The 17,284-nt window shown below is 65.3% G+C and carries 9 protein-coding genes; 5 read left to right on the top strand and 4 right to left on the bottom strand.

Features of this window, described 5'->3' with window-relative positions; genetic code table 11:
* Window positions 1-19: 19 nt before the first annotated feature.
* Both ACFXI3_RS17605 and ACFXI3_RS17600 read right to left on the bottom strand, forming a co-directional pair.
* Complete coding sequence (locus ACFXI3_RS17605; protein WP_378400421.1) at window positions 20-457, bottom strand: SUKH-3 domain-containing protein; 438 nt, start codon at window positions 455-457, stop codon at window positions 20-22.
* Window positions 454-8,943: a DNRLRE domain-containing protein gene (locus ACFXI3_RS17600; protein ID WP_378400419.1), complete on the bottom strand. Its 8,490-nt coding sequence runs from the start codon at window positions 8,941-8,943 to the stop codon at window positions 454-456. Before ACFXI3_RS17600 ends, ACFXI3_RS17605 begins: the two co-directional genes overlap by 4 nt.
* Before the next feature lie 406 nt (window positions 8,944-9,349).
* On the opposite strand from ACFXI3_RS17600, the gene ACFXI3_RS17595 reads away from it, so the two are divergent.
* The 5 genes from ACFXI3_RS17595 to ACFXI3_RS17575 all read left to right on the top strand — a co-directional run bounded on the left by ACFXI3_RS17595 (window position 9,350) and on the right by ACFXI3_RS17575 (window position 14,187).
* Entirely contained in the window at window positions 9,350-10,084 is a 735-nt protein-coding gene (locus ACFXI3_RS17595; RefSeq protein ID WP_378400417.1) for a YncE family protein, read from the top strand.
* Window positions 10,085-10,570: 486 nt separating this feature from the next.
* A complete protein-coding gene (locus tag ACFXI3_RS17590; protein ID WP_378400415.1) occupies window positions 10,571-11,296 on the top strand; it encodes a creatininase family protein in 726 nt (241 codons plus the stop codon).
* Between the two features lie 4 nt (window positions 11,297-11,300).
* Window positions 11,301-12,179, top strand: a complete 879-nt coding sequence (locus tag ACFXI3_RS17585; RefSeq protein ID WP_378400413.1) for an amidohydrolase family protein — start codon at window positions 11,301-11,303, stop codon at window positions 12,177-12,179.
* Window positions 12,176-13,078 (top strand): dihydrodipicolinate synthase family protein, encoded by a 903-nt coding sequence (locus ACFXI3_RS17580; protein WP_378400411.1) that lies wholly within the window; start codon window positions 12,176-12,178, stop codon window positions 13,076-13,078. The genes ACFXI3_RS17585 and ACFXI3_RS17580 overlap by 4 nt, the downstream gene beginning before the upstream one ends.
* Window positions 13,075-14,187 carry a mandelate racemase/muconate lactonizing enzyme family protein gene (locus tag ACFXI3_RS17575; protein ID WP_378400409.1) on the top strand — a complete coding sequence of 371 codons (1,113 nt, stop codon included), beginning with the start codon at window positions 13,075-13,077 and terminating at the stop codon, window positions 14,185-14,187. Before ACFXI3_RS17580 ends, ACFXI3_RS17575 begins: the two co-directional genes overlap by 4 nt.
* Here the strand turns inward: ACFXI3_RS17575 and ACFXI3_RS17570 are convergent.
* Both ACFXI3_RS17570 and ACFXI3_RS17565 read right to left on the bottom strand, forming a co-directional pair.
* Window positions 14,171-15,745, bottom strand: a complete 1,575-nt coding sequence (locus tag ACFXI3_RS17570; RefSeq protein ID WP_378400407.1) for a N,N-dimethylformamidase beta subunit family domain-containing protein — start codon at window positions 15,743-15,745, stop codon at window positions 14,171-14,173. The two genes, ACFXI3_RS17575 and ACFXI3_RS17570, sit on opposite strands and share 17 nt — an antisense overlap.
* Window positions 15,742-17,091: an MFS transporter gene (locus ACFXI3_RS17565; protein ID WP_378400405.1), complete on the bottom strand. Its 1,350-nt coding sequence runs from the start codon at window positions 17,089-17,091 to the stop codon at window positions 15,742-15,744. Before ACFXI3_RS17565 ends, ACFXI3_RS17570 begins: the two co-directional genes overlap by 4 nt.
* Window positions 17,092-17,284 lie beyond the last annotated feature (193 nt).

Below are 17,284 nucleotides of genomic sequence, written 5' to 3'. Positions count from 1 at the left end.
CAGGCTGTCTCATCCACATTCACAACTCGCGAATAAACTTGCTACTGGAAAGCAAACCGTCAAGACAGGACAGAAAGTCGTCGCCAAGCTCGCCGAATGCGTCGTCAAAGCCGCCGAACCAGCGACCGTCTTCCCCGGCCAACACGAGCAGATAGCCCTGATTGGCCTCCCCCACAGGCACCAACGCGGTCCCCGCACGATCAGCGTAGATCGCAACCCATCGCGGATCGAAGCTCCCCACCACTCGACTCGCGGAGATCCAGAGGTCATCCGGGAAGCCGCTGGCCCTTTTCCAGCTCATACTGAGCCCAGAATACTCCCGAAGAAAACTAATGGCGCCAGGGAAGACTTCGATACCAGCCTCAGCCAAAGAACGCAGATCATCCGAAATGTCCACATCGCGACCAGAAGTCCAGCCGGCTTGTCTCAATAACTTAACTGAAGGTCGCTCGTTCATTTGTCTCCATACAGCCAACGCGCACAATTTCCACAAGGTGGTCTTAACATACCGTCATTCGTACGAACAGACACAACTTCCAGATCCTCAAGCTTAGCACCATGCGAAATCGCCGCCGAGCATGCCGCCACCTCTCCGCAGTTCCGCACTGGCCAACGTTCGCGGCTCTCTCCAGGAAGCCGTTCAGCCAGCTCTCGAGGAACGAACACCTTGGGGTTTCCACTTGTACCGATCCAGACCTGACCAGTCGTCCGATCCACCGCCGCCGTTGTCACCCGAGGTGTCGCACTCCTGGAGAGCCCTAATCCCATTAGCTCCGATGCCGCAGCCCGCGCCGATTCCAGTGCTCCCGGTATCCCAGCCGCCGCTTTTCCAGCCTTTCCAATTCCACCCAAACCGGCACCGAGCACCAGGAGAAACTCTCCAGCAAGAGCGCTTCCGGAATTGTGCTCGCATTCCGCCGCATTGATAATACAGTAGGTAGCGGCAATGAATTTGGCACCCTGCACGTCACTCTTGTTCTCTCGCAGATATTCTGCAGCCTTCTGGCATCCAGTTAACCCAAAGCAGCTTCTCTTCACCTCACCCTTGGCGCCAGTATAGGCGGGATCCCACCACGAACCGACAAATTCTGCCCCCTTCAGATCGTCGAGAACTTCCTCAGATTTTTCCGTTTCGGGAGAATTCTTCTTAACCCATTCTTTTCGCGTCTTGTACTGTTCCCACCAGACAGCCTGACTTACCGCCCAACTCTTTTCCTCAGCAGTGGGCGGAGCACACCCCTTGTCTTGAACTCCAACCCCAGAGCAATTGATCGAAGTATCCCGAGGCTCATGGCCATCGAGTTCTGCCCGACCGACAGGGTTCCCGCCAGTGAAGGCGTACCGACTTCCAGTGAACGGATCAGTGGTCAAATTGAGGTCACCAAGTGCCCCGTTGTACGAGTCACGCGTCAGGAAGGTGTTGCGACCAGGGCTGTAGTGTCGGAACCCCATGTCGTAGTTACGAGTAGCCGGGTCGTAGCGCTTCCCGTTGAACCGATACAGGTTGTAAGCCTGCGCCGAAGGATCCTGCGGCTTAGGCTTGTCAATCCCGGTAAACGACTGCTTGTCGTCACTCCCGTAAGCCGTATAACCGTAAGTCGCCTTCGTATCGCCCTTATCCGTAGTAAGAGTCTCGACGTCCGTATGCGGGTTATACCCGTACTGAGTCGTCTCCTTGCCACCGTCACCGGTCTGCTTGGTCTGCGACAGCCGCTGCCCATTGGGGCTGTACTGGTAAGACTTGTCCAGCTTCCCGGCAAGCTTCTCGTTCAAGACATTGGAAGACAGACCGAGATAAGCGAAATCAGTGGTCTTACCGCCCTCGGTCTTGGCGAGCGTCCGGTCCAACGGGTCGTACGCATACGTCGTCGTGACCCGCTCAGTCGCGCTGCCTTCCTTAAGCTTCTGGTACTCCGCGATCCGGTCGAACCCGTCGTACCGGTATCTCTCCAGCAACGTCCCGTCGACAGTCACGTTGTCCAGGCGGCCGAACGGGTCGTAGGTATGAGTGCTGGTGTTCTTGTCGATCGACGACGTGACCAGCCGGTTGCGGTCGTAGGTGTACTTGGTGGTCTTCCCGTCGATCGTCTGCTCGATGACGTTGTTGTTCGCGTCGTGCAGGTACTTCTCGACACCGAGGGTGGCACCCGAAGGCTCGGTCTTGGTCGATGAGCGGAGCCGGTCTCGGGGGTCGTAAACGAACGTCCGGGTGTTGTCCAGGTAAGCGCCGTGGTTGTCCGCGTTCATTGTGTGTTGCGTGTCGTGCGCGGGGTTGCCGTTGGCGTCGTAGTCGCGGGTGTGTTCGCTGACGATCGTGCCGTCGGGCTTGCGTTCGACCTCGTGCCGCAGTGCGCCGTCCGGGAAGTACTCGGACTGGAGTTGGTTGCCGTTCGCCTTGGTTTCGAGCAGTTTCTGGGCTCGGGGCGTGTAGGTGTAGGTCGTGTTCTGCGGGGTGCCGCCGGTGTCGGTGTTGGTGGCCTTCTCGACCAGGTCGCGGACGTCGTACTCGTAGACCGAGTGCTGGTCGTCGTGGTCGCGGGTCTTCGGGTTGCCGTTGGGGTCGTAGCTGTAGCTGGTGGTCTTGGCTACGGCGCCCTTGAGCTTTTCCTGGACCTGCTGGATCTGGTTCAGCCCGTTGTACGCGATCGCGTAGTTGTCGATCTTGGCATTCGGGCTCGAATCGGTGATGTCGACCAGATTGTTGTTCGGGTCGTAGCGGTAGCCGAACGTTTTCTCCTGGGCCGGACCGGTTTCGCCGCTGCCGTCGCGGACGATCTTCACCGCGTCCGCGGCTACGACGCCGTTGGCCTTGTCCGACAGCGTGACCTTGCGCGGCTGGCCTTCGGTGAGACCGTACGAGCCGAGGCTGACCCACTGGCCGGGTTGCTGGGTCTGGTCGACGGTCTTGGTCGTGGTGGCGCCGTCGTGGTCGATGGTGTAGGTGGCGTTGGTGGCGGTGGCGGCCTTGGGATAGCGGACGAAGATCTCGTAGGTCCCGGTCCGCGGCGCGTCGAGGTTCCAAGCGACCGTGTCCGTGCCGGTGCCGGGGTTGTGCCGCCGGTAGTCGAACCCTTCGTAGTCGGGGTTCGGGTCGGCCCCGCCGGTGCCCCAGGTGCCGGTGACGATGGCGGCGGGGTCGCTGTTGTCGATCACCCGCACGTCCCGGCCGATCGGGACGCCGTCGTCGGAGCGCGACTTCAGTTTTCCGTCGGGGTAGAACGACCACGCCATGGTGCGGCTCATGGATCCGCCGGCCGCGGTGAGGGTGCGGGCGGTCTGCTTGCCGAGCTGGTCGTAGTCGTAGGTGGTGGTGATGTTCCACGGGTCGACGCTGGAGCGGAGCCAGCCGGTGTCGAAGTAGCTGGTGCGGGTGACGTTGCGGAAGTTCTGGCCGTTGGACGGCGGCGCGCTGACTTCGGTGAGCCGGCCGACCTCGTCGTAGGTGTAAGTCGTCTTGTCCGGCGTCTTGACGCGTTCGTCGTTGACGTCGAACGGGGTCTGCTGTTCGATCGGGCGGTTCAGCTTGTCGTAGACGGTGACCGCGGCGAAGTTGTCGGTGTTGCCGGCGATCTCGGTGCCGCGCGGGGAAATGACCTTGGTCTTGTTGCCGACCTCGTCGTACTCGAAGCGGGTCTTGCGGTAGACGGGATTGCCTGACGCGTCCTTCGCGCGCGGCACCCACTGCTCCTCGACCATGGCGCGGGCATCGAGTTTGAGCACTGAGGTGTTTTGCTCGGCGTCGGTAGCCTCGACGATATTGCCGTCTCGGTCGTACTTCCGGCCGGTGGTGAAGCCCGCGGCGTCGGTGACCGTCTTGACCCGGTGGTTCAGGTCGTAGGCGTACTTCGTCGTGTACGCCTTGGGGTCGTGCGTCGCGGTCTTGCGCGGGTCGACCACGGTGGTGAGGTTGCCGACGTTGTCGTAGTCGTACGTGGCCCGGTTGCCACTGGCGTCGACAGTGGCGATGACCCGGTTGAGCTGGTCGTATTCCCGTGTCGTGGTGAAGTCGCCGGGGTCGGGCGTCAGAGTGCCCTTCGGGTCGGTTTGCCGCAGCAGGTTCCCGACGTTGTCGTAGTCGTACGTCGTGGTCCGGTCGGGATCGCCGGCGTTGTCCTTGGGGGCGCTGACCGCGGCGATCTCGTCAGTGGGCCGGTAGGCGGCCGAGGTGACCGCGCCGTTGGCTGCCGTCGTTTTGACGACATTGTCGTTCGAGTCGTATTGCGCGCCGGGGGTGAAGATGAAGTCGCCCTTGTCGGCGTCCTTGGGCACCTTGGCCGACAGCGGCCTGCCGAAGAGGTCGTAGGTGTACTCGCTGACCTTCTTGCGAGCGTCCATTGTGGACAGCACGTTGCCCGTCGCGTCGAACTTGGTCAGGGTGTCATGGCCGTACGCGTCGGTGATCCGGCGCGGCGAGCCGATGGGGTCGTAATCCCCGAAGGTCGTGGTGTTGTTGTTGGCGTCGGTGACGGTCAGCAGCTGGCCGTAGCTGTCGTAGCTGCTCAGGGTGGTGTAGTGGCCGGAAGCGGGATCTCCGCTGCCCTTGGGGTCGGTGACGGCGACCAGGTTTCCGCGGTCGTCGTAGGTGAACAGCCATTTGCGGCCTTCAGGGGTGATCTTCTCGGTCAGGTCGGCGACGTGGCCGCCCAGCCCGCTCCGGTAGTTCAGCGCGGTGGGCGGAGTCTTGTTCGCGTTGGCCTCGGCGTCGGCGATGGTCTTCGGGTAGCCGGTGACCGGGTCGTATTCCCAGGTGGCGACAGCTTTCCCGCCATCCTCGGCCAGCCGGCGGACGTTGTTGTCGGCGTCCCAGGTCAGTTCGGTGGTCTGGTTCTTCGCGTTGGTCACCTTCGTCGGGCGGCCGTAGCCGTCGATGAGCGTGTCGGACGCGTGGCCGTTGGCGTCAGTCACGATCGAGTCGACCGCCGAACTGTGGTCCGGATCCGGGTAGCGGTAGTCGAAGCCGGTGTCTTTCCCGGCCCGGTTGGTCAGCGTCCGCGTCTTCCATTTGCGGGCCGGATCGTCGTAATAGGACAGTCCGGTGGAATTGCCGCGCGGGTCGGTGACCGAGATCAGCTTCGCGTTTTTGTTCAGCAGCGCGTTGTTGTAGAAGAAGGTGAACGTCTTGTGCTGGTCGGTGCCCGCGCCGTCGGTGATCTCCTGCAGCAGGCCCCGGTCGCTGTAGACGAACTCGATGCGGCGTCCGGAGATATCGGTGATCGCCTTGAGCTGGTTGGCGATCTTCCCGTTGGCCAGGTTGACGCCGTGATGCTTCTTGTCGCCGGTGAAGTAGTCGTAGTCCGGGTCGCCGTTCTGGAAATACTCGAAGTTCAGGGTCCGGCGGCCGGTGGCGTCGGTGAGGTATTTCAGGACGCCGGTGTTGTGGTTGTTGACGCACGAGCGTTCGTAGGTGAACTGGAGCTCGTTGCCGTTCTTGTCGACGGTGGCGCTCTGGTAGCCGTCGCTGTCGAACACGAGCTGGGTACGGTCCGGCCGTGTCATCACCCACGTGCGGTTCGGGTCGCTGCTCCCGGTGCGCTGCAGATAGAGATGGACGCCGGCGGGCTTGTCGTAGTCCCACAGCCGCGGGTCAGGGCTGTCGTGCTTGTTCAGCGCGAACTGGTGGCTGGTGCCGTCCCCGTCGGTCAGCACGATTTTCGCCGGATACCCCGCCCCGCCCCAGCCGTAGAACTCCAGCGGGGTGCCCAGCCTGGCCAAGGTGGAGGCGGAGAGGGACCAGCCGGAGCCGATGTAGGAATTGGACGTGTCCTGGGCGTTGTAAGTCATCCGCAGGAACGTCGCCAGGCCGCGGCTCGGATTGCTCAACGCGTTGTAGGACCACACCGCGTTGCCCGCGAACTGGTTGACCATCAGCGTCGAGCCGGCTCCGGTGTTGCCGCCGGAGTAGGAGTAGAACTTCTCCAGGCCCAGCTGGTCCGACTTCGGATCGTCGATCGTGATGTTCTGCGCCAGCGGCGGGATTTTCGTCGTTTCCGACAGCCACTTCCCGGTCGTCCGGTTCCGCAGGTCCCACTTCAGCACGAAGGCTTCGCGTTTGTTGCCGAGGTCGAACGGGGTCGCCGTCTTCACTTTCGCGTCGACCGCGAGCACGCCGTCGGGCGCGACGTCCTTGGGCAGCGGCGTCTCGACCCGGTTGCCGGGGCCGGTCACATCGGTGCCGTCAGGCAGTTCCCAGTGGTAGGACAACGCGTAGTCGGCTGCGGGCCAGGCCGCGCCGGTGGTGTTGGTGAGGGTGACCGGGACGGTGTACTCGTCGCCGGGGATCATCCGGTCCGGCGTGGTCGGGGCGTAGTAGGTGCTTTCCGCCGTCTGTTCGGTGTAGACCACGGTCAGTTTCGGGCGCAGGCGCGGCTCGGCGGCCTCGCTGCTGAGGAAGATCGTGCGCTCCGGCGGGTTGGCCTCGTCGGCGAGTTTGACCAGCGCGCCGTGGTTGCTCGCCGGATCGTTGACCCACCGCTGTGCCAGACCGGTCACGCCGAGGACGCGCGAAGCGGGGTCGTTGGTGATTCCGGTGGTGGTTCCGGCGACGGCCGGGTCGAAGTCGCCGCCGGGAGTCGACCAGGCTCGCCCGGCGCTCGCCTTGTTCCAGGTGGCGCTGCCCTGGTCGAAGTCCTTCGTGAGCCCGTGCGCTTCGTAAGTGCCGGTGCCCACCGGCGTGCCGCCGACATAGGTGAAGCCCCAGAGGCTGAGCTCCGCGTTCTGCACCCGCGCGCCGGACGGAATCCCGCCGAGGTCCGGGAATTTCACCACGCCGCGGGTCGCGCCGAAGGTGCCGGAGTTGTTGCCGACCGACAGCCACGGCTCGCCGGTCAGCTTGTCGTGCGGCTGGTCGGGTTGCTTGCTGGCCAGGGTGGTGTCGGCGGCGTTGCCCTGGAGGACCTTGACGACCTGGCCTGCTTTGGGCAGCCGCACCAGCTGGGTCGCGGACGGGATCAGCTGGCCGTCGCGCGTTTTGGCCGCGACGACGTAGTAGAAGGCGTTGCCGAACGGCTGCGGATCGTCGGCTTTGGTCGGCTGCGCGGTGGTGTCGGCGTAGCTGGCGGTGCCGGGACGCAGCGGGGCGACCAGCGTCGCCGCCGTCGGAGTGAACTGCTGGAATACCGAACGGTGGACCTGGTACTCGACCAGGTCGTTCCCCGGATAGGCCGACCAGGTCAGGTTCGCGCCGGTAGCGCGGATCGTCGTCGGCGGGTCGAGGGCGGGACCGGGCTTGCCGTAGGTGAGCAGCAATCGCGGGGTCTGCTCGGTCGCGCCGTTGTAGGCATACTCGGCGGCCTCGTAGCGCGGGCCGCCCATGCCCCGGGTCTCGTCGGCGGCTTTGAGCAGGAAGCCGTGGTTGGGCTGGGCGCCGTCCAGCCAGCTTTGGACGGTCGAGCGCACGCTGAAGCTGTGCCACACATTGGCCTTGTTCGCCTTCTTGACCTGCGTGCCGGGCTTGGTCAGGCGTACGGCGTCGGCCACGACCTCCTTGCCCGGCACCCCGCCGAGCACGACCTTGTGCCCGGTGCCCGCTTTGAACGGCCAGGTGCCCAGCGGCTTCCACCCGCCGGGGGCCGGGGCGGTCTGGTCCACCGGAACGGTCTGCTGCCCGCCGTTGTAGAACACGGTGTAAGGCGCGTTCGACGCCCGGCCCGCGGCGGGCACGTAGTGCACCTCGACCTGGTAGTCGCCGTCCTCGGTGAGGCGGGGAACCCAGGTGTAGTCGCCGCCGCGGCTGCCGGCCCGGTAACTGTGGCCCACCGCCTGGTCAGCGTCGCCGGTATCGACCGTGCGCCACTCCCCGTTCGCGGCGGTACGACCGGGTTCGCCGTCGTCGACGCTGTCCTGGTTCTGGCCCACTTCGGCGAAAGCGGCCGCGGCGGAGTTCCAGGTCGCGGTGTTCGCCGTCCACGGCTGGGTCGCCCGGTGCGCTTCCACGGTGACGTCGTTGGCGCCAGTCGTGTGGTCCTGGTCGTAGTACACCTGCAGCTGCGCCGAATCCAGCCGCGTGCCGGCCGGAATGTTCGCGAGGTCGAACTTCAGCAGGCTGCGCGCGGCACCGGAGTTCGTCGCGCCGACCGAGAGCCGCCAGCTGCCGTCGTGGTTGGCGTCCGGCTCGTCGGAGGTCACCATCGTGTCCTGCGCCTGGGTGGCGGTGGGCTGGATCTTGATGGTCGGGTCGATCACCACCGGGTACACGCGTTCCTTGGCGCGCAGCCATTCCTGGTCCGCGGTCACCGTGATCGTGAACCGGTTGCCCTCGGCCCGAACCGTCTGGGCGACCTTGCCGCTCCACGCCTTCCCATACGGAGAAGCTGCGTCGTCGCGACCGTCCAGCATGAACGGCTTGGCCATGACGAACAGCGGACCGCCGTCGCGGTCGCCGCCCGCGCGGAAGAAGGCGATGGAACCGTCCTTTTGCTGCTCGGCCTCGACACCGGCCAGGTCCATGGTGAAGCTGTAGCTCGGTGCCTGCGCCGGAGGTTTGGCCAGCACGAGCTTTTCTTTCAACGCGTCCGGAGTCACCTGGTAGACCACATCGGTGCCGGGGAATGCGCCCGGATAGGTGATCGCACTGCTCTCGACGCGCGGTTCGAGTGAACGCGATTCACCGGCGATGCCGAGCCGGATTTCCCGTTCGCCTTGCTTGAACCCGACGAGATGATCCGTTTTAGTCCCGAAAGAACTGTGGAAAGTGTTGTGTTCGTTGCGGTAAACGAAGCCTTCCGGCGCGGACGTTTTCTCGATGCGGGTGTCGATGTCCTGCCAGTGCCCGGCCGCGTCGCGATAGTGCAGCGGCGTCTGCGACACCTGGACCTGCGTCCGACCGTCCGACAAGGGAAACGCCTTGGTCGTGAGCGTCCGCTGCTCGACCTTCTCGGCCAGCCGCTTCGCCTCGGGCACCACCTGCCCGACCGGCGCTGATTCGTGACGGGGCAACGCATCCATCGGTCCGGGCGGCGACGGGGGAACGCTGCGATGGGAATGCGCCGGCGGGCCCGCGGCCGGACGCGACGGTAGCGCGGCAGCTACCGGACCGGCGCCGAAAACGGTGCCAGCCGTTACGATAACCGTAAGAGCGCAGCACAAAAAAGCGCGTTTGGTCGGCATCTCTGGCTTCCCCCTGCACAATCGCGCCCGAGTCCGCTTGATATGCGACTGACCGGCGACAACGCCAGTCATCCCCTCTGGGCGGCGAACACCGCAATCGACGGTACAACCGGGTGATCACGTCCTCAATACGCCGGATGGTCCAGCTTGGACAATCGCGGCGGGATAGACCGATAGCGCGGTATTCGCTACATTCGAGCCACTCAGTCATGCAATCGCATGGTCCACGGATGGGGAGGCCGGGATGAGCATTATTCCGCGCGCGAAAATAATGTTTCTCACCGCGGCGGCGGCCGCGGCACTGCTCACCGTCGCGCCCAGTGCGGAGGCTAGCCCGGAGGCGAGTTCGCTGGGCCTGCCCGCCTACTCCGATCTGGTCGTCGACGACGCGAACCACCAGGTGTTCGTGAGCGGCGGAAAGACGAGCAACGGCGTCGTCGTCACCGACTTCGGCGGTTGGGTGCGCAAGACCGTCGACCGACAGTTCGGGGCGTCCGGGCTCGCACTCTCAGCCGACGGCCGCACGTTGTACGTCGCGCTCGCTTCCGGAGACGCGATCTCCGCGATCGACACCGCCACGCTCGCCGAAACCGCTCGCTACCCCACCGGAGCCCAGACCTGCCCGGCACATCTCGCGCGCACTGGAAACGTCGTGTGGTTCGGCTACGGGTGCGAGGAATCCTGGAACGGCGGCATCGGGAGGCTCGACACCGGTGTCACCCCGCCTGCGGTCACCCTCGATCAACAGGGTGCCAACGTCCGGTTCCACCACGCGCCGCTGGTCGCGTCTCAGGGCGGGGATGCCGGACCGCTCGTGGCGGGGCAAGCAGAACTCAGCCAATCGTCGGTCTACGTCTATGCCCGTCGCCGCGGGCAAGCTCGAGTCTCGCGCGTCCGGCGCGGTCGTCGGCAGCGACCTGGCCGACCTCACGCTCGCTCCGGACGGTGCCACCATCTACACCGCCTCGGGCTCCCGTGACGCAGTCGAAGCCTTCAACAGCAAGGATCTCACTCGTGCCGGCGCGTATCACACCGGGCAGTATCCGAACTCCGTCGCCGCATCCGCGGACGGCAAGTACCTCGCGGGCGGCGTCCGCAACCCGCGCGATGACGTCTACGTCTACAAGGTGGGCGGCAGCGCGCCGGTGGCCACGTTGGATGTGACCAGCGACGGGGTTCTCGCACCCCGAGGGCTGGCGTGGGCCGCGGACGGCGAGCGGTTGTTCGCCATCACCCGGCCTGCCAATGGGGCGGAGCCCGCGTTGCGGGTGCTCAAGGATCCGACTGACCGGTAAGCCTTCTCCGCACGTCCAAGGCCCGGCCGCAGCTCCATCTGCGGCCGGGCCTCTTCTTGCCGTCCGGTCAACGGCATTGCTTCTCCTCCCTCGATCGACTATCTTCCTGAATAAGGAAGACTTCTACGAAATACCGGAAGATGGGCCAACCGGAGTATCGGGGAGACGTCGTGGGCGCACTGCTGCGCTGGGCGGAGGCCGACCGCGCTGTGGTGCGCGGGGTGCTTTCCGAAGCGCTCGTCTTGGTGCCGATCGGCGCGACCGAGCAGCATGGGCCGCATTTGCCTACTGGCACTGACGCGTTTCTCGCGGCCGCCGTGTGCGAGCGCGCGGCTGAGGTGGCCGCGCCGCGAGCCGAGCGGGCGTTGTTGCTTGCGCCGCCGATTCCGTACGGGGCGTCTGATCATCACTTGCCTTTCAACGGAACGCTTTCTCTTTCCGCGCAGACCTTGTTGCACGTGCTTGACGATCTGGCTCGGTCGATCGCGGTCCAAGGCGGACGGCGGATGGTCGTCGTCAACGGGCATGGGGGCAATGTCGGCGCCTGCCATGCGTTCGCGGGCGCTGCTTCGACGCGGCACGGGCTTGCTGTGGCGCATACCGACTATTGGCGGGTTCTCGAGCCCGAGGACATTGTTCCTGGACATGCCGGCGAGTTCGAGACCTCGATGATGCTCGCGGTCCGCCGGGAGCTGGTTCAGGAGCCGGCCGCACGGGAGAAGCCGCCGCGGACGGGAGTGTCTGATGTGGACATCCATTCCGGACAGGTCTGGCGAGAGATGGACGGGTATACCGACCAGCCCGAGTTAGCAACGGAGAGCCGGGGTACCAGGTGGTTCGAGAGGATCGCCAACGGGCTCGCGGACCGGTTTGTGGCGCTAGCGAAGGTGTTGTGAAGCCATGATCGTGGACGTGCACACGCACACTCCGACCCACCAGGCAGCGGTGCCGGAGGACGAGCGGCGCGTTTACGAGGGGTGGCGCACCGACCGGGCGGTGGTGACCACGAATTCCTGGGACGACTACGACAAGGCCACTGAGGCCGCCGATCTGTCCATTGTGTTCAACATCGCGGTCGAGAAACCCGAAGAGGCCACTGGATTGCCGTATCGGGCGGAGGACACCAACACGGCCACGGCGGCGTTCGTGACGGCTGATCCGGAACGGCGGATCGGGTTCATGTCGGTGAATCCGACCGCGCCCGACGTCTTCGACGAGGCTGATCGGTGTCGTGAACTCGGGCTGGTCGGGGTGAAGCTCGGGCCGAACTATCAGAATTTCGACCCGCTGTCGCAGCCGGCGCTGGACTTTTACGGGTACTGCGAGCGGAACGGGTTGCCGATCTTGTTCCATCAAGGCGCGTCGCCGATTCGGCAGGCGCCGCTGCGGTATACGTATCCGCTGGTGACGGACGAGGTCGCGTTGCAGTTCCCGGAACTTCGGATTGTCATGGCGCACATGGGACATCCGTGGGGGCGCGAAACGGTGGTGACCATCCGCAAGCATCCGCACGTGTACGCCGATGTCTCCTCGATCTATCTCCGGCCTTGGGTCTGTTACGAATCGCTGCTCGCGGCGCAGGAGTGGGGCGTGCCGCACAAGCTTCTCCTTGGTTCGGACTTTCCGATCGCCACTACCGCGGAGGCGATGGCGGGGATCCGGCGGGTCAATGACATCGTCGAGGGCACCAGGTTGCCCAAGATTTCCCCTGAGCTGATCGAGCGAGTCATTCACGCGGACGCGATCGCCGCACTCGGCTTGGAGAGGAGTCCGCGATGACGCCGATCCGGGGAGTCTCGCCCGTTCTCGAAGTGCCTTTTACTGACGACGGCGAGATCGACGTTTCCGGCTTTCGGCGCGTGGTCCGGCATGTGCTCGGGACCGGGGTCGGCAGCGTGATGTTCCCGGGCTTCGCGTCCGAGTTCTACAAACTGGCGGAGGACGAAAGGCAGACCCTCACCGAGATCTTGCTGACGGAGACCGCGCCGCGGGCGGACGTCCTGGCCATCGTCGCGGTGCAGGATCATGCGACCCGGCTCGCGGTGAAGCGGGCTGCCGACGCGGTGGCGGCGGGCGCTGATCTGATCAACCTTTTGCCGCCGCATTATTTGCAACCCTCCAGAAAGGCGTTGGTCAAGCATATTCGGGAGGTGCTTGACGCGGTGGCACCGACTCCGGTGGTGTTGCAGTACGCGCCTTCGGAAACCGGCACTAGTCTTGATGCGGACGTCCTGCGCGAGATCGCGGCCAAGCACGCCAATCTGCAACTGGTCAAGGTCGAATCCAGCCCGCCGGGGCCGTTGATCGCCGAGCTGGCCGCTGGGGATCCGCCGATTCCGTCGGTCGAGGGATACGCGGGGGTGCAGTTGCCGGACGCGATCCGGCGTGGCGCGGTCGGGACGCAGCCGGGGTGTTCGTTCACCGAGATCTACGTGGAGATCTGGCGCCGGTTCGAGAACGGCGACGACGCGGGCGGGGACGAGTTGCACCGCAGGCTGTTGCCCTACATTTCGTACTGGATGCTGGACACCGAGCGAATCATCGCTACGGAGAAGCTGATTTCGGTACGCCGCGGGCTGTTCGCCAGCCCGTACTGTCGCGCGCCCGCGCACCGGCTCGACGCCGAGGACATCCGGATGATCGACCGCTTTCTAACGGAGTTCCGTGAGTTCCTGTGAATACGGTCGAAGACATCGAGGTCGTCGCGATCAGTCCGGTCGTCCGGCCGGAACTCGTCGTGGCCGGGGCCCGTGGGACCCATGACCATTCCGACTTCCTGCTGGTCCGGGTGACCACTTCGGACGGAGCGACGGGACTGGGCGAGGTCAGCGCGACGCTTCAGTGGAGTGGCGAAGACGCAGGCACGGCGGAATATCTCATCAGAAAAGCGCTCGCCCCCGCGATCCTCGGCCAGCCGCTCGTCCCGGTCGCCGATCTTGAACGGCTGATGGACGAAGCGGCGGCCGGTGCACCGTTCACCAAGGCGGGGATCTCGACAGCGTTGTGGGACGCGTACGCGCGCACGCTCGACGTCCCGCTCGCAACCGCCCTCGGTGGTCCATTAAGGACTGAAGTACCGGTGAAGTGCTCCCTCAGCGGCAGCGGGCAACGACTCCAGGACGTCTACCACGCAGCGTCAGAGGCGGGATTTCGCTGCTATAAGCTGAAAATCGGCTTCGAACCCGAAGAGGACGCCCGTCGGCTCGCAGAGACCCGCGCGCTCATCGGGGAGGACACGTTCCTCGGTCTCGACGCGAACGGCGGCTACCGGCCTGCCGACGCAGCCCGGGCGATCGAATTGATGCGCGACCAAGACCCGGCGTTTCTCGAGCAGCCGGTGGCCCCCGGGGACCTCGCTGGGATGCGAAACCTGCGCGGACGCGGACTGTCCATTGTGGCTGATGAAAGCGTGTTCGGCACGGACGATCTCGTATCCGTGATCCGGGCCGAAGCGGCGGACGCGGTCAGCCTGTACATCGGCAAAGCGGGCGGACCGGGGCGGGTGGTGTCGATGGCGCACCTCGCGAATGCATTCGGGCTGGACGTCGTGCTCGGGTCCAATGGGGAGCTGGGCATCGGCGCGGCGGCGCAGCTGCACGCCGCGTGTGCCGCGCCGGGGCTGTCGACCCGGATTCCCTCCGACATCATCGGCGCGCACTATTACGAGCGCGACATCCTCAAGACGCCGTTGGACAGCGACGGCCAGAAGGTCCGGCTCGGCGACGCGCCTGGCCTTGGCGTCGAGGTGACCGACGACGTCGCCGCCGGGTTCAGGAGCGTCCGATGAACCGGTCGAGCACGTTCGCGGTCACCGCGGAGACGCCGTCGTCCACCAGCACCGCGGACGTCCAGGTGATCGAACCGACCGAGAAGACCTCGCCGCCGCTGGCCGTGGCGTAGCAAGCGATCTCACCGCCGCCGGCACCAGGGTTGCGGCCGCGCGCGAGGACCTGAGTCCCTTGTGGACTGTACGGGCCGGTCTTGTCGGTTTCGTGCCCGGAAGCGCCGCCTGAGCATCGTTCGTGCAAGCTCCGGACTCCGAACAAGTCCCCTTTGTCCAGTCCGGTACCGCGGAAAGCCCAGTGGCTTGGGTCGATCACTTCGTACGGCGCTCCGGTCATCGCACCAGCGCTGGTGAACACGACGCCGAACAGATCTGAGGTCGGCCGGAACGTGCGGTGCATCCGGCTCTCATACGGACCGGATTCGATGGCCTGAGTACGGAATTGCAGCGCGTCAGCGGCGAAAGCTACTTCGCAGTCGGCGACATTGCCGCCGAAGTTGGCCAGCTTTCCGCCGCGATCGTGCACCCAGGAGTAGACAGCGGAGTACATCTCGCGGGACCAATATTCCGGATGGGTGCTCAGGACCAGCGCGCGGTAACTGTCCAGCGGCAGGGTGCCGTCGTGCAGGTGTGCGTCGGAATAGAGGTCGTATTCGTAGCCGTTGCGTTCCAGCCAGCTGAGCAGTCGCCATTCCGCAGCCGCCAGGTGACACGGCTGCCTGCCGCGGATCGGGTCCTCCGGCTGGTCGGCCGCGCTGAGCTGGTTCAGCGGCTCCGGGCGTTCAAAGGACAGCGGCGGATACGCGTCGTCGGGCAGCGCGTGTTCGCTGAAGCTTGATTCGAGGTAGCGGGGCATTTCCAAGCGGGGCACCAAAACTGGCGCCGAAGGCAGTCCGGCGGCGTTGATGTAATTGCTGCGGCCGCCGAAGTTGTTGTAGGCGTTCCACGTGTTTGTGGAGGCGACTACGGCGATCGGCGCCGTCGGCTGGCGCGGCGCGACCACCCAAGGGAACGAGAATCGGGCACCGGATTCGCCTTCGACGTGAAAGTAGTACAAGCCGCTGCGATCCGGAGCCGTAACGTACTGGCGGTGCGACGGATCGACGTAGCCTTTTTCGTTGAACCGCACGCCGGTTCGCGTGTAGTCGCCGTCCGGCGTCACCTGCACCGTCGCGCGCGGTGCGTGTTCGTCGAACCATCCGATCAGCGCCGTCTCCTCGGCTTCGGCACCGTGCCGCCACAGGCTCAGCCGGTACGGCTCGGGGCTGTGGATCCGGAACTCCCCCTCGTCGCCGCTGCGGGCCCATTTCGGCCAGACATAGCCGAAAATCCGGTCGGACAGCAGCCGGAACTGGTGCGGTTCGCCGGACCCGAGCGCGACGTCGACGTGTTTGGCTCCGTAGCCGTCTTTGGCGAGGGTTACGCGGTACTCGCCGGGCGGGACGTCGGCGTGGACCGCGCCGGTCGCGGTGGAGCGGGCGGTCCCGTGGCCGCCGATCTCCACGAGCACGTCCGGCAACGCCAGATAGCGTTCGTCGCTGACATATCCCAGCAAGGTCATACCGTCGCGGCTTTCGGCTCGGCAGCTGGCTCTGGCAACGGCTGGCCGGAGCGTTCGGGCAACATCAGCATCGCGACCGCGCTGAGCACGCAGCCGGCGATCACGTAAATGCCGACGCCCCACACCGCACCGGTCGCGCCGACCAGCCACGCGCTGAGGTACGGCGCGAACCCGCCGCCGAACACCGCGGTGAGCTGATATCCCAGGTTGACCCCGGTGACGCGCGAGCGGGTGTCGAACAGCTCGGACAGAATCGTCTGGGACAGCGCGGACATCGCCATCACGAACACCGAGAAGCCCAGCACCATCGCGACCGCCACCAGGACCGGGTTCTTGGTCTCGAACAACCAGAACACCGGGAAGATCACCACCGCGAGCCCGACGCAGCCGCCGAGGAACACCGGTTTCCGGCCGATCCGGTCCGACAATGCGCCCCAGGTCGGCGCGAGAATGATCTGTGCGCCGGCGGCGGCCATTGTGGCGGTGAGTGCCACCGAGGCGGGCATGCCGAGATCTTTTTTGACGTACGACGCGCCGTAGGTGGTGATCACGTAGCCGCCGATGCTGTTGGCGAAACCGAACAGAACGCCGTAGATCAAATTGCGCGGACGACGCAGTACGGTAAGCAAGGGAATGCGTTCTCCGACGACCTTGCGCGCGCGTTCGAACTCCGGCGTTTCGCCGACCCGCAGCCGGATGACCAAGCCCGCGACCAGCAGCACGAAGCTCAGCAGGAACGGGATCCGCCAGCCCCAGGCCAGGAAATCCCGATCGGGAAGCGTCGCGAACAACGCCATCAAACCGGAGGAAATGAGCAGCGCGACACCCGCCCCGGAAAGGAGCAGCGCGCCGTAGAGACCGCGTTTGCGCGGCGGGGCGTGCTCGACCGCCAGCGAGATCGCGCCGCCCATTTCGCCGCCGGTCGAAAACCCCTGCAGCAGCCGCAGGATGACGAGCAGAATCGGGGCCGCGACACCGATCTGGCGGTATCCGGGCAGCGCGCCGATGAGAATCGTGGCGATGCCCATCAGCACGATGGTGAGGATCAGGGCCTTCTTGCGGCCGAACCGGTCCGCGATGTGGCCGATCACGACGCCGCCGACCGGGCGCAGCACGAACCCGACCGCGAAGGTGGCGAACGACGACAGCTGCCCGGTGAGCGGGTCCGCGGACGGGAAGAAGACGGCCGGGAACACGACAGCGGCGGCTAGGCCGAACAGGTAATAGTCGTAATACTCGAGCAGCGTGCCGATACTGGAAGCCAGCACCGCGGACCGGCGCGCCGATCGAGGCGGGGCCGAACCAGCCGAGCCGGAGCCGTCCGAGTGAGAGCTGTCTGCGCTCATGACGCCCGCACCTCCTGATCCGATGGTGGACCAAGGCCGGTCGACCTCGACCCGACAACCCCCCGAATCACGTATTTCCGAGATACCGTAGATACGTCTTCTATTTCGGAAAGATTAGTCTATGCTGGCGCCGTCGGACAAGGGGAATCTCGGGCGGGCGCCGGCGGGTTTCCGCAGCGCGGGCAGCGGGCCG

Source organism: Amycolatopsis sp. NPDC059235 (assembly GCF_042754125.1).
Lineage (GTDB): Bacteria > Actinomycetota > Actinomycetes > Mycobacteriales > Pseudonocardiaceae > Amycolatopsis > Amycolatopsis albidoflava.
Note: the sequence above shows the minus strand (reverse complement) of the source record. Positions and strands in the feature narration are given on the sequence as shown.